The organism is Pseudomonas sp. CF161, assembly GCF_000416215.1.
Taxonomy (GTDB): Bacteria; Pseudomonadota; Gammaproteobacteria; order Pseudomonadales; family Pseudomonadaceae; genus Aquipseudomonas.
On the sequence record NZ_ATLP01000117.1, the window covers coordinates 153228 to 166375 of the forward strand.

The 13148-nt window shown below is 66.9% G+C and carries 9 protein-coding genes and 2 pseudogenes; 7 read left to right on the forward strand and 4 right to left on the reverse strand.

Annotated features, from left to right (window positions below):
• Positions 1-17 precede the first annotated feature (17 nt).
• Positions 18-1057: pseudogene (locus CF161_RS28170) on the reverse strand (ATP-NAD kinase family protein); the annotation flags it as partial.
• Positions 1058-1399: 342 nt separating this feature from the next.
• On the opposite strand from CF161_RS28170, the gene CF161_RS28175 reads away from it, so the two are divergent.
• Positions 1400-3289 (forward strand): sigma-54-dependent Fis family transcriptional regulator, encoded by a 1890-nt coding sequence (locus tag CF161_RS28175; RefSeq protein ID WP_020300040.1) that lies wholly within the window; start codon positions 1400-1402, stop codon positions 3287-3289.
• 74 nt (positions 3290-3363) lie between these two features.
• Here CF161_RS28175 and CF161_RS28180 read toward each other — a convergent pair whose 3' ends face one another.
• Positions 3364-4380, reverse strand: a complete 1017-nt coding sequence (locus CF161_RS28180; RefSeq protein WP_020300041.1) for an AraC family transcriptional regulator — start codon at positions 4378-4380, stop codon at positions 3364-3366.
• Between the two features lie 209 nt (positions 4381-4589).
• Between CF161_RS28180 and CF161_RS28185 the strand changes: the two genes are divergently transcribed.
• Positions 4590-5441, forward strand: a complete 852-nt coding sequence (locus CF161_RS28185; protein WP_020300042.1) for a 3-hydroxybutyryl-CoA dehydrogenase — start codon at positions 4590-4592, stop codon at positions 5439-5441.
• On the forward strand, positions 5428-6036 hold the full coding sequence (locus CF161_RS28190; protein WP_043230601.1) for a TetR/AcrR family transcriptional regulator: 609 nt from the start codon (positions 5428-5430) through the stop codon (positions 6034-6036). The genes CF161_RS28185 and CF161_RS28190 overlap by 14 nt, the downstream gene beginning before the upstream one ends.
• A 9-nt stretch (positions 6037-6045) precedes the next feature.
• On the opposite strand, the gene CF161_RS28195 is transcribed toward CF161_RS28190, so the two are convergent.
• Both CF161_RS28195 and CF161_RS28200 read right to left on the reverse strand, forming a co-directional pair.
• Entirely contained in the window at positions 6046-6678 is a 633-nt protein-coding gene (locus tag CF161_RS28195; protein WP_020300044.1) for a response regulator transcription factor, read from the reverse strand.
• 4 nt (positions 6679-6682) lie between these two features.
• Positions 6683-8554, reverse strand: a complete 1872-nt coding sequence (locus CF161_RS28200; RefSeq protein ID WP_020300045.1) for a PAS domain S-box protein — start codon at positions 8552-8554, stop codon at positions 6683-6685.
• A 181-nt stretch (positions 8555-8735) separates the two neighbouring features.
• Here CF161_RS28200 and CF161_RS28205 point away from each other — a divergent pair, with 181 nt between their 5' ends.
• From CF161_RS28205 to CF161_RS28220, 4 genes and pseudogenes are all read left to right on the forward strand, one after another.
• Positions 8736-10358 carry an acyl-CoA synthetase gene (locus CF161_RS28205; RefSeq protein WP_020300046.1) on the forward strand — a complete coding sequence of 541 codons (1623 nt, stop codon included), beginning with the start codon at positions 8736-8738 and terminating at the stop codon, positions 10356-10358.
• 96 nt (positions 10359-10454) lie between these two features.
• Entirely contained in the window at positions 10455-12227 is a 1773-nt protein-coding gene (locus CF161_RS28210; protein ID WP_020300047.1) for an acyl-CoA dehydrogenase C-terminal domain-containing protein, read from the forward strand.
• Between the two features lie 99 nt (positions 12228-12326).
• Positions 12327-12740 (forward strand): hypothetical protein, encoded by a 414-nt coding sequence (locus CF161_RS28215; RefSeq protein WP_043230606.1) that lies wholly within the window; start codon positions 12327-12329, stop codon positions 12738-12740.
• Between the two features lie 38 nt (positions 12741-12778).
• Positions 12779-13148 (forward strand): annotated as a pseudogene (locus tag CF161_RS28220) (hypothetical protein); the annotation flags it as partial.

A 13148-nucleotide genomic window follows, 5' to 3' on the forward strand; every position in this document is an offset into this window, starting at 1 on the left:
GGTGCTGAAGGTTCACGGGGTGTTGCGGGTGTGCGCGACCGATGGCCAACAGGCGCTCTTGCGCCGTGAACGCCAGGGCCGCCTGGACATCGATGCTCAGCGGGCCGCCGCCATCGAGGGTGACCGTGGGTCGGTCATGCAGGTTGAATTCGATTTCGCGCTCGCCATCCAGGGCCAGGGTGCCGCTGGGCAGGGACAGGGGCCGGGGCACTCCGGGTTGCAGGTAACCGGCGTCGCGCACCCCACAGCCCTGCAACAGCCCCGGGGCCAAGGGCACCAGCAGGGCCTGGGGCGCATTGGGCTCCAGGCGCATCCAGGCGCCGTAGGGTTCCTGGCGGGTGACCGGCAGCCACAGCCCGCACAGGGCAGACAGGCCGATGGACTGGGGCTCGGCAAAGGTCACGAAGACCTCGGCCAGGTCCGCCGCGCGGCTGATGGCGCGGGCGCCGATAAAGGGCAGCGAGGACACCGCCACATCCACCAGGGCGATCTCGTGCAGGCCCCGTGCGGGCTCGCGCACCAGCAGCCGTTTGTTGCGCCGCAGGGCGATCTCGGCCGGGATTCGCCCGCTGGCGAACAACCCGCCGGCCAGCCCGGCGCTGGTGGCTTCGCGCAGTTCGGGGAAGGCGTTATTGGTGCCGGTGGACAGGGTCAGCAGCGGAATATCGCCGACCTCGGCGGCCACCGCCTTGTGGGTGCCGTCGCCCCCGAGCACGGCAATCAGCGCCACCCCGCGCTCGGCCATCCAGCGTGCGGCCTTGCGTGTGTCTTCGACGCTCTGGCGCAGGGTCAGGTCGAGAAACTCCAGCGCCGGCCAGTGGCTGTCCCGGGCCTGGCGGCTGTGGCTGTTTTTCTGCACCGCGGCGGCGATGCCGGTCATGTCGGTGGGCATCAGCACCCGTTCGATACCGGTGGCGCCAAAGGCCGCCAGCAGGCGCTGGATCACCGAGACTTTGTCGGTGCTGGAAAACAGCCCGGCGTTGGCGGTCAGGCGGCGCACGTCGCGCCCCGAGGCCGGGTTGGCGATGATGCCCACGGTCAAGGGCAAACGGCTCATGCCGCCACCCCGGGCACAACGGCGAACGAACCTTGAACGAACGACATAGGGCACCTCTTCTTATTATCTGGCCAGTCAGGCTGGGTATCAGGGCTAGAGCAAGGCCGGTGCCAGGTCGCTGAAAAATCCCGCAAAGGCCCGCGCCAGGGCCTCGCGCAAGGAGTGGCCGAGTGTTCAAGGAAGACACCGGCTGAGACGCTGCATGTCAGGCTGCACGGGGCCTGGACGAGACCTTGAGACGTTGCGTCTCACCCCGACCTGCGATCAGAGGGCGCTTGTCGGCGGCCGGTGTTCGGCGCTTAATGCCCGCACAACGATAAGAAGCTGGAACCGGAGGCCCTCATGCTTTGCGCACAGTCAAAGGCGCATGTGGATTGCGTCAGCCGTGTCTTGAGAAACGCCGAACACCTGCCGCAACTGCCGGTCTCGGACCTGATCCTCGATTCCTGGCGCCGCTCCATGGAGCAACATCACCTGGACCCGGGCTCGCTGCAGGGGCCACGGATCCTGTCGCAGAATGTGCTGCAGGAATGCCGCGAGCGTTCCGAGCTGTTTCTGCGCATCGCCAGCGAAGAGGTCGCGCGCCTGCACGGCCGGGTGCGCGACGCCGATTATTGCGTGCTGCTCACCGACGCCCAGGGCCAGACCATCGACTACCGGGTCGAAAGCACCATCCGTAATGACTGCCGCAAGGCCGGGCTGTACCTGGGCACCTGCTGGTCCGAGGGCGAGGAAGGCACCTGTGGCGTGGCCGCGGTCCTCACCGCCCGGGCCCCGGTGACGGTGCACAAGCGCGACCATTTTCGCGCCGCCTTTATCGGCCTCACCTGCTCCGCCGCGCCGGTCTTCGACCCCCAGGGCGAACTGCTCGGGGTGCTCGATGTGTCGGCGGTGCGCTCCCCGGACGAGCGCCGCTCCCAGCACCTGATCCGGCAGATGGTGGTGCAGAGCGCACGGGAGATCGAACAGGCGTTTTTCATGAGCAGCGCCCAGGGCTTCTGGGTGCTGCGGGCCCACCACAGCCCGGGCTATGTCGACAGCCAGCCGGACTACCTGCTGGCCTGGGACGACGATGGCCGCCTGCACGCGCTGAACCCGGCGGCGCGCCAGTGGTTGTTGCAGGGGCTGGGGCGCCTCCCGGAGCACATCGGCCAGGTGTTCGAGCAACAGTCGCTGCACCGGGCCCGGGATGAGTCGCTGTGCCTGCTGCCCTGCGTGGGCGGCCGCCAGGCGCTGCACGGGCGCCTGAGTGCCCCGCGCCGGGTCAACCGCAATCGCCAGCGCCTGGCCCTGGCGCCGGCCGAACTCGACCCGCGCCTGGCAGAAAGCCTGCGCCTGGCGGTACGGGTCAAGGACCGCAACCTGCCGGTGCTGATCCAGGGTGAAACCGGCTCCGGCAAGGAGGTGTTCGCCCGCCAGTTGCACCAGGCCAGCCAGCGCCGCGAGCGGCCGTTCGTGGCGGTGAACTGCGCGGCGATCCCGGAAAGCCTGATTGAAAGCGAGTTGTTTGGGTATGTCGCCGGGGCCTTTACCGGGGCGTCGAACAAGGGCATGCAGGGCCTGTTGCAGCAGGCCGATGGCGGCACGCTGTTTCTCGATGAAATCGGCGATATGCCCCTGGCCTTGCAGACCCGGCTGCTGCGTGTGCTGTCCGAGGGCGAAGTGGCGCCGCTGGGGGCTTCGCAGCGCAAGGCCGTGGATATCCAGGTGGTGTGCGCCAGCCACCGCGACCTGGAGCAACTGGTGACGGCGGGCGAGTTTCGCGAGGATTTGTATTTTCGTTTGGGCGGCGCACGCTTTCAGTTGCCGCCGCTGCGCGAGCGCAGCGATCGCCTGGCGCTAATCCAGCGCATTGTGCAGGAAGAGTCGCAGCTGTGCGGGGCGCCGGTGCAACTGGGCAGCGCCGCCCTGGAATGCCTGCTGGGTTACCGCTGGCCGGGCAATGTGCGCCAGTTGCGGCATGTGCTGCGCTACGCCTGTGCGGTGTGCGAGGGCGACCTGATCCAGTTGCGGGATTTGCCCGAACAGCTGCAAGGCCTGGCAGTGGACGGCACGCCCCTCGACAGCCCGACCGAGAGCCACGCCAGCCCGGAACGCCAGGCCCTGCTCGACGCTCTGGTGCGCCACCGCTGGAAACCCCTGCCCGCCGCCAAGGCCCTGGGTATCTCCCGCGCCACCCTGTACCGCCGCGTGCACCAGCACGGCATCGAAATGCCCGGCCGACGCCTGTAGCTGCTGGCGATAGCCCTGATGGGCGCCGTATTGCTGCGGCGTCCGTACCGGCCAGCGCAGCCTGGTGGCAGCGGCTACAGGGCGGCGGGTTGGAAACGCGCGCGGTAGCGGCCGGGGCTTTCGCCGGTCCATTTCTTGAAGGCGCGGTGGAAGGCGCTGGGTTCCTGGAAACCGGTCTGCTCGGCGATTTCGCCGATGCTGGTGGCGCTGTTGCGCAGCAGTTGCACGGCCATGCCGCGGCGCACTTCGTCCTTGATTTCCTGGTACGAACAGCCCTCCCGCTCCAGGCGCCGACGCAGGGTGCTAGGGCTCATTTGCAGCTCGCCGGCAAAGGCATCCAGGGTCGGCCACTGGCTGTAGTGGCTGCGCCGCAAGCGCTGGTGAACCTGGGTCGCCAACCCATGCTGATTGCGAAAGCGGATCACCAGCCACTGCGGCGCGCTGCGTAAAAACACCTTGAGCGACGCCAGGTCCTGGACCACCGGCAAACGCAGAAAGCGGCTGGCAAATTCGATCTCGGTGCGCTCGACGCCAAAACTCAAATTCGGCCCCCAGAGCAACGCGTCGTCGCTCAAGGAGACACGTGTCTGACGAAAATCCGCCCGGTCGATGGGGATCCGCCGCCCGCCCAGCCAGCACAGCAGGCTGATCATCAGCACCAGGAAGGTCTCTTCGCCAAAACGCCGCGCGTCCGGGTCCGTGGCCGTGGTGTGCAGGCTGATCACCGCACGCTTGCCGCGCACGCTGAGGCTGCCGTGAAAGTCCTTGAGGAACAGCCCGAAATTGGCCAGGCACTGGCGCAGCGCCTTGCCCAGGTCGGGCTCCTGGATCAGTGCGCGGCAGATCAGGGCGAAACTGCCGACGGGCATGCCATGGGCATCGAGCTGAAAGAACTCGTCCTGCAACTCGCGGATCTGAATCAGCCACAACGCGGCGAACGCACTGGCCGGCACCCGGGCGTGGGGCTGCTCCATCAGCGCCGGGTCGATGCCGGCCTCGGCCAGTACCGCCGCCAGGCGCTGGGGCTGATCACGCAGCCCGTGGATCATGGCGTGCACGAAATACGCCGCGACCGAATCCTTTTCCCGCATCAAAGCCGGTTCTCCCCATCAGCCGAATGGCAAAAAACGCCAGCATCACTGAACAGTTATGGCATAGGCCCGCCAGACGGTGGCCTCTAGACTGGCGCCCAACCCCGTGTCGAGGGCCGCGCGCCATGGTACGCCAGTCGCGGGCGACCGACGATGCCCCCTCGGCCATACGCACTCATTCGAAATCCGTTTGCACAGGACTGTCCTTTATGAATCTGCACACCCTTGGCGTGATCGGCGCCGGCACCATGGGCAACGGCATCGCCCAGGTCTGCGCCCTAGCCGGTTTCGAGGTGACCCTGCTGGACATCAGCGCCGGCGCCCTGGAAAAAGCCCTGGCCACCATCGGCAAGAACCTCGACCGGCAGATCGTCAAGCAGACCCTGGCCGAAGAGCAAAAACACAGCGCCCTGGCCCGGATCCGCACCAGCACCGACTACGCCAGCCTGGCCGATGCGCAGTTGGTGATCGAAGCCGCCACCGAGAACCTCGACCTCAAGCTGCGCCTGCTGCAACAGATTGCCGGCGTGGTCGGCACCGACTGCGTGATCGCCTCCAACACCTCGTCGCTGTCGATCACCCAGCTGGCGGCCAGCGTCAACGCCCCCGAGCGTTTTATCGGCCTGCACTTTTTCAACCCGGTGCCGATGATGGGCCTGATCGAAGTGATTCGCGGCCTGCAGACCAGCGACGCGACCCACGCCCTGGCCATGGACCTGGCCCAGCGCCTGGGCAAGACCGCGATCACCGCCGGCAACCGCCCGGGGTTTGTGGTTAACCGGATCCTGGTGCCGATGATCAACGAAGCGATCCTGGTGTTTCAGGAAGGCCTGGCCAGCGCCGAGGACATCGACGCCGGCATGCGCCTGGGCTGCAACCAGCCGATCGGCCCGCTGGCCCTGGCCGACCTGATTGGCCTGGACACCCTGCTGGCGATTCTCGAAGCCTTCTACGACGGCTTCAACGACAGCAAGTACCGCCCCGCCCCGCTGCTCAAGGAAATGGTGGCCGCCGGCTACCTGGGGCGCAAGACCGGACGCGGCTTCCATGTCTATGGCTGAGCGCTGCTCGCGTTTTGCCGAGAGCCGTGACAAGGCCCTGGAGCTGTTCGCCTGCAAGGGCTTCGGCCAGGTCGGCATGCGCGAGCTGGCGACTTACCTGGGGCTGACCCCAGGCTCGCTGTATCACCATTACCCGAGCAAGCAGCACTTGCTGCTGGACCTGATCGAAGAGTTCTACGAGGAGCTCCTGGCGACTCTGGAGCGCATCGAACAGACACCGCGCTCGCGGCGCGGCAACCTGCAGCGGCTGATTCGCGCGCACCTGGAGCTGTACCGGGAGATGCCCTGGCATTTTCGCCTGGTGGAGCGCGACAGCAGTTGCCTCAACGACGATCAACAGCTGAGGGTGCGGCAGTTGCGCGAGCAATACGAACGCCAGTTGCTGCTGATGCTCGGCCGCCCGCGCCGCTTGAGCCCGGGCGCGCTACAGGCGGCCGGGCATGCCATCGCCATTCTGCTCAACAGCGCCCCCCGCTGGCTGGCCCAGCAGGCGCTGGAGCCAGGCGAACGCGATGAACTGCTGGAAAACCTGCTGACCGGGGCCATCGAACGGGTGCTGGCGGCCAAGCCAAGCCTGCAGGTGGCACTGGCCTGAAGCGGCCCTTCAGCGCAGTTGCAGCGGATCGACCAGGCCGGCGGCGATGGCCATGCCCACCAGTTGCGGCAGGTTGTCGGCCTGCATGCGCTTCATCACCCGCGACCGGTACAGGTCGATGGTCTTGACGCTGACCCCCAGTTGCTCCGCCACCTCGCGGTTGCTGTACCCCTGCACCAGCGGCAGCAGCACATCGTTCTCCCGTGGGGTGAGGCTTTGCAGGCGCGCCTGGACCGCGCTCAGGCCCGCGTCGGGCTGACGCTCATCGCTGTGGCTCAGGGCTTGCTGCACGCTGTCCAGCAGCAACTGCTCGTTGTAGGGCTTTTCGATAAAGTCATGGGCCCCGGCCTTGAAGGCGCGGACCACGATCGGCACATCGGCATGCCCGCTGACGAAAATCACCGGCAGGCGCAACTCGCGGCTGCGCATCTCTTCCTGCACATTCAGCCCGCCCATGCCCGGCATGCGCACATCCAGCAGCACACAGGCATTGAGCCGGCTGTCACAGGCGTCCAGAAACTCGCGGCCGCTGGTGAACGGCAGCGCCTTGAGGCCCACCGACTCCAGCAGCCAGACGGTGGAGTCGAGCATGCCCTGGTCATCGTCGACCACATACACCACCTGCTGCGCCACATTTGCCATGGCCTTACTCCTGTTGTTGTGAGGTTGCCCCGCCCAGCGCGGGGGCCGGCAAGCGGCAGTACATCTGCAAGCCGACCGCCTGGGGCCGGGCCTGCAACTCGCCGCCAAAGCCTTCGATAATGCTGCGGCTCATGGACAGCCCCAGCCCCAGGCCATTGGCCTTGCTGGTGTAGAACGGGGTGAAGATCTGCTGCAACTGCGCCTCACAGACGCCCGGGCCCTGGTCGCTGACACTGACCTGGACCCCGCCATCAGGCAGCCCCTGGGCGCCGAGGATGATCCGCGACGGCGCATCCGGGTGCACCTCGCGGTTGGCGTCGATGGCGTTGCGCAGCAGGTTGAGCAGCACCTGTTCGAGCAGCACCCGGTCGGCATAAATCGGCGGCAGATTATCCGGCAACTGCTGCTTGATCGTCACCTGGCAGGCATCGGCCTCCCAGGCACACAAGCGCACGGTTTCCCGGGCCACTTCGCTGATGTCCAGCGCCTCCATGCGCCGCCGGCCCTTGCGCAGGAAGGCGCGCAGGCCCTTGATCACTTCGGCGGCGTGGGTGGCGTGAACCACGATCCGCTCCAGGCCCTGGGCCACGCGCTCGGCCGCCTGGGGCTGGCTGCCCAGGGCTTGCAGGTAACGCTGGCTGGCGCTGGCGTAGTTGACCACGGCGGCCAGCGGCTGATTCATCTCATGGGCGATGCCCGAGGCCAGTTCACCCAGGGTCACCAGGCGCGCGGTGTGGGCCAGTTCATCCTGGTGATGGCGTTGCTCGGCCTCGCGCAATTCACGCTCGGTCAGGTCGTGGGCCACCAGGGAGTAAAAGCGCTCGCCGCTGGCCGAACGATGGGCCAGCAGCATCAGCGACACCGCCACCGACTGGCCATCGACTACGGGGTGCAGGCGGGTGTCGAGGCTCCAGCGGCCATCGCGCTCGGCGCAGGTCCAGCCTTCACGCTGCAGGCGCGCCAGGGCCTCGGGGGCCAGCAGGCGGTCGAGGTTGGGCATCTCCTGGCGCGCGGTCAGGCCCAGGGTGCGCCGGGCTGCCGGGTTGAGGTAGGTGACGGCGCCGCTGGGCTGGATAAACAGCACCGGGTCGGTATGGGCTTCCACCACCTCGGCCAGGCGGCGCTTGGTTTCCTCGGCCTGGACCCGGGCGGTGATGTCCCGCGACACACTGACCACCTCCACCACCGCCCCGGTGTAGGTTTCGCGGATGGCGCGGCAGGCGGTCTCGAACCACAGGTAATGGCCGTCGCGATGGCGGATGCGGTAGGTCATGGTGTGATAACCGTCCTGTTCCAGGGCATCGCGGGTGCGCTGCATCAGCTCGGCCAGGTCCTGGCTGTGGAACAGGCTGCGGGCCAGGCGCCCGCGCAGCTCTTCGGGCCAGTAGCCGAGCAAGGTAAAGGACGCCGGCGAGGCATCGAGGAAGCAGCCGTCGGGGGTGTGCCGGGAAATCAGGTCGGTGGTGTTTTCGGTGATCAGCCGGTACAGGCGCCGGGCCCGGGCCGACTCGCGCTCGGCGTGGATCTGCGCCGTGGCTTCACGGCAGCGGGCCAGGACCCGTTGCCGTTGCGGGTCGGGGATAAAGCTCCAGAGCAGGATCCGCTCGCCCCACTGGGCCTCGACGTCTTCGATGGCCCGCTGCTGCTCCAGGCAGGCCCGCACCAGGGCCGGGTGGTTGACCGGCAACAGTGCCGACACCGTGCACGGCGCCGCTGTTTCCAGCCATTGCTCCAGAGCCGGATTACGCTCCAGGGGCTGCGCCTGGGCGTCCAGCAGCACACTGGGTTGCGGGTCGTGGCCAAGCCAGGGCGTGTCCGGCAGCCGGCCTTCACGTTGCTGGCGCAACCAGCGGTTCAAGGGAGTGGAGCTGGGCATCGTCGATCAACCTGTGAGCCGGAGCAGCGGATTATGATTATAGTACAACTACTATACAACTCAGGTAGTACTTCCATACCAACCGGCAAACAGTATATAAAAGACCCCGGATAAGTCACCGAGCGCCGTTAAAAAAGCCTCGGTCCATAGAGCTAATAATCAGCCACCGGGTACCCGAACCATGTCCATCTACGAGCAAGGCCTCGCGCCGACTGCCGTCAATCACATCGCCCTTTCGCCCCTGAGTTTCATCGAGCGCACCGCCAGCGTTTACCCCGACTACCCGGCGGTGATCCACGGTTCGATCCGCCGCACCTGGGCCGACACTTACCGCCGCTGCCGACGCCTGGCCTCGGCCCTGGCCGGACGCGGCATCGGCAAGAACGACACGGTGGCGGTGATGCTGCCCAATATCCCGGCGATGCTGGAGGCGCACTTCGGCGTGCCGATGATCGGCGCGGTGCTCAATGCCCTCAACGTGCGCCTGGATGCCGAGGCCATCGCCTTTATGCTGGCCCACGGCGAAGCCAAGGTGCTGATCGCCGACCGTGAATTTCATGACGTGGTGCAGGCGGCCATCGGCATGCTCGATCACCCGCCCCTGGTGATCGACCTCGACGACCCGGAATACGGCGAAGGCCAGGCGGTCAGCGAGCTGGACTACGAGGCGTTCCTGGCCGAGGGCGACCCGGACTTTGCCTGGCAATGGCCGGATGACGAGTGGCAGGCGATCTCGCTGAACTACACCTCGGGCACCACCGGCAACCCCAAGGGCGTGGTCTACCACCACCGCGGCGCCTACCTCAATTCCCTGGGCAACCAGATGACCTGGGCCATGGGCAACCACCCGGTGTACCTCTGGACCCTGCCGATGTTCCACTGCAACGGCTGGTGCTACCCCTGGACCGTGACCGCCCTGGCCGGGGTGCATGTGTTCCTGCGCCGGGTCGACCCGCAGAAGATCCTCCACCTGATCCGCGAGCACCAGGTCACTCACCTGTGCGGCGCGCCGATCGTGCTCAATGCCCTGGTCAACATGCCGGACTCGGCCAAGGCCGCCATCGATCACCCGGTCAATGCCATGGTCGCCGGCGCCGCGCCGCCGGCCAAAGTGATCGGCGCCGTGGAAGAAATGGGCATCAAGGTCACCCACGTCTACGGCCTGACCGAGGTCTACGGCCCGGTGACCCTGTGTGCCTGGCACGCGGCCTGGGACGAGTTGCCCCTGGAGCAGCGGGCGCAGATCAAGGCGCGCCAGGGCGTGCGCTACCCGACCCTGGAAGGGGTGATGGTGGCCGACCCGAAAACCCTCGAACCCACGCCCCATGACGGCCAGACCATCGGCGAGATCTTCATGCGCGGCAACACGGTGATGAAGGGCTACCTGAAAAACCCCAGCGCCACCACCGAAGCCTTCGAAGGCGGCTGGTTCCACACCGGCGACCTGGCGGTGACCCACCCCGACGGTTACGTGGAGATCCGCGACCGGCTCAAGGACATCATCATTTCCGGGGGCGAGAATATTTCCACCATCGAACTCGAAGGCGTGCTCTACCGGCACCCGGCGGTGCTGGAAGCGGCCGTGGTGGCCCGGCCCGATGAAAAATGGGGCGAGACCCCCTGCGCCTTTATCACCCTCAAGGCCGATCACCAGCAGGTGCGCGAGGCCGAGATCATCGCCTTCTGCCGCGAGCATCTGGCAGGGTTCAAGGTCCCGCGCAGCGTGGTCTTCACCCTGCTGCCCAAGACCTCGACCGGCAAGATCCAGAAGTTCGTCCTGCGCGACATGGCCAAGGCGCTCTAACTGCGCCTGCGACGCCAGGCTGGTGACACTCGGCCTGGCCCCTTTTGAAGCAGGCGGTTGCGGCCGCCTGCCCCGCCTGACACGAGGTTTTGTGCAATGCCCGAATTCAACCCTCCGCTGCGCGACATGCGCTTTGTCCTGCATGAACTGTTCGACGCCCCGGCCCTGTGGGCGCGCTTGCCGGCCCTGGCCGAAACGGTCGACGGCGCCACCGCCGATGCGATCCTCGAAGAAGCAGCCAAGGTCACCGGCAACCTGATCGCCCCGCTCAACCGCAGCGGCGACGAACAGGGCGCCCAGTGGCTGGCCGGCAAGGTCTCCACCCCCGAGGGTTTCAAGCAGGCTTACCAGACCTACATCGCCGGCGGCTGGGTGGGCCTGAGCGGCAACCCGGCGTTCGGCGGCATGGGCATGCCGAAGATGCTCGCGGTGCAATTCGAAGAGATGCTCTACGCCGCCAACTCCAGCTTCGCCCTGTATTCGGCCCTGAGTTCCGGCGCTTGCCTGGCCATCGACGCCCACGCCAGCGAGGAGCTGAAACAGCGCTACCTGCCCGCCCTGTACGAAGGCCGCTGGGCCGGCTCGATGTGCCTGACCGAAGCCCATGCCGGCACTGACCTGGGCATGATTCGCACCCGCGCCGAGCCTCAGGCCGATGGCAGCTATCGCCTCAGCGGCAGCAAGATCTTCATCACCGGCGGCGACCAGGACCTGACCGAAAACATCATCCACCTGGTGCTGGCCAAACTGCCGGACGCACCGCCCGGGCCCAAGGGCATTTCGCTGTTCCTGGTGCCCAAGGTCCTGGTGGGCGCCAACGGAGCCCTGGGCGCGGCCAACGCGGTGAGCTGCGGTTCCATCGAGCACAAGATGGGGATCAAGGCCTCGGCCACCTGCGTGATGAACTTCGACGGCGCCAGCGGCTGGCTGATCGGCGAGGCCAACAAGGGCCTGGCGGCGATGTTCACCATGATGAATTACGAACGGCTGTCGATCGGTATCCAGGGCATTGGCTGCGCTGAAGCCTCGTACCAGAACGCCCGCACCTATGCCCGCGAACGCCTGCAAAGCCGAGCCCCGGGCGGGGCCCAGGCCAAGGATAAGATCGCCGACCCGATCATCGTCCACCCCGATGTGCGGCGCATGCTGCTCAGCATGAAGGCCATGACCGAAGGCGGCCGGGCCTTCGCCAGTTATGTCGGGCAACAGCTGGACCTGGCCAAGTTCTCCGACCAGACGACCGAGCGCGACAACGCCCAGGCCCTGGTGGCGCTGCTGACGCCGGTGGCCAAGGCGTTTTTCACCGACACCGGCCTCGACAGCTGCATCCACGGCCAGCAGGTGTTCGGCGGCCATGGCTATATCCGCGAGTGGGGCCAGGAACAACTGGTGCGCGACGTGCGCATCGCGCAGATCTACGAAGGCACCAATGGCATCCAGGCCCTCGACTTGCTGGGACGCAAAGTGGTGGGCAATGGCGGTGTGGCGCTGCGCCTGTTTACCGCCGAGATCCGCGCCTACGCCTACCTGCCGGGCGCCGCCTACGCCGCGCCGTTGCTGGACGCGGTGCAGCGCCTGGAAACCCTCAGCGACTGGCTGCAGCAGCAAGCCGCCCTCGACCCGAACGCGATTGGCAGCGCCTGCGTCGAGTACCTGCACCTGTTCGGTTATGTGGCCTACGCCTACCTCTGGGCGCGCATGGCGCAGATCGCCGAGCATCGGCGCGCCGAGGATGAGGGGTTCTACAGCGCCAAGCTGGCCACGGCGAGCTTCTACTTCAGCCGCCTGCTACCGCGCATCCTCAGCCTGGAACAGAGCATTCGCGCCGGCAGCAGCCCGTTGTTCGAATTGCCCGCCGACCAGTTCTAGAGCGCCATCCGGCGTCGGGCGCAGGGCCCGGCGCCTGCCCATGCAAATTGGCGCCGGGCACGGCATACTTGCGCCCCCAAACACACCCAAGGAACGACCGTGTTGGCGCAAACCCTGATCGTGGCCAGCGCGGCCATTGTGCTGCTGCTCGGCGCCCTGCACCTGTTACTCACCTACTTCAGCGCCAAATTCGTGCCCCGCGACGCGGCCCTGACCGCGCATATGCAGTGCGTGTCGCCGGCCATCTCGCCGCAGACCACCTTGTGGCGCGCCTGGATCGGCTTCAACGCCAGCCACAGCCTGGGGGCGATGCTGTTTGGCGCCGTCTACGGCTACCTGGGCCTGCTGCATCGGCACATGTTGCTCGACGCCCCCTTGCTGCTGGCCATCGGCTTGCTGTTCCTGGGCGCCATGCTGGTTTTGGCGCAGCGCTACTGGTTCCGCGTGCCGCTGCTGGGCATCGGCCTGGCGCTGCTGCTGTTTGCCCTCGGCACCCTGTCGCTGCTGGCCTGAGCCATGGGTTTTCCCTCTTTATCGACCGAGCAGGATCAATGACCCCTCTGCAATCCCCTTCGTGGTTACGGCTGTATGACGCCCTGAGCGGGCTCACCGCGGCGCTGATCGTGGCCCACTTCAGCTACTTCTGCTGGGAGCTGCTGACCCCCGTGGACATCGGCGGCACGCTGTTCGGTGGCTCCATGGGGGCGGCCGCAATCGCGGCAGGCTGGGCCGGGGCCTGCCTCGGCCTGATACTGCTGGCCCTGTTGCGCCTGCCCGGGGCGCGCCTGGCGTGGTTCGCCGGCGGCATGGTGCAGCTGTGCATAGCCCTGGGCTGGCGCCTGAACTACCCGGATGATTTCAACGGCAACCGGCTCTTCAGCCCGCCGCCCAAAGAGCTTGAACTGGCCATGTGGCTGGCGA

Bases quoted from the DNA above. Each gene is read 5' to 3' on its own strand.
- CF161_RS28210 (WP_020300047.1), top strand. From the start codon at position 10,455: ATGCCCGAATTCAACCCTCCGCTGCGCGACATGCGCTTTGTCCTGCAT.
- CF161_RS28180 (WP_020300041.1), bottom strand. From the start codon at position 4,380: ATGCGGGAAAAGGATTCGGTCGCGGCGTATTTCGTGCACGCCATGATC.
- CF161_RS28185 (WP_020300042.1), top strand. From the start codon at position 4,590: ATGAATCTGCACACCCTTGGCGTGATCGGCGCCGGCACCATGGGCAAC.
- CF161_RS28205 (WP_020300046.1), top strand. From the start codon at position 8,736: ATGTCCATCTACGAGCAAGGCCTCGCGCCGACTGCCGTCAATCACATC.
- CF161_RS28200 (WP_020300045.1), bottom strand. From the start codon at position 8,554: ATGCCCAGCTCCACTCCCTTGAACCGCTGGTTGCGCCAGCAACGTGAA.
- CF161_RS28190 (WP_043230601.1), top strand. From the start codon at position 5,428: ATGTCTATGGCTGAGCGCTGCTCGCGTTTTGCCGAGAGCCGTGACAAG.
- CF161_RS28195 (WP_020300044.1), bottom strand. From the start codon at position 6,678: ATGGCAAATGTGGCGCAGCAGGTGGTGTATGTGGTCGACGATGACCAG.
- CF161_RS28175 (WP_020300040.1), top strand. From the start codon at position 1,400: ATGCTTTGCGCACAGTCAAAGGCGCATGTGGATTGCGTCAGCCGTGTC.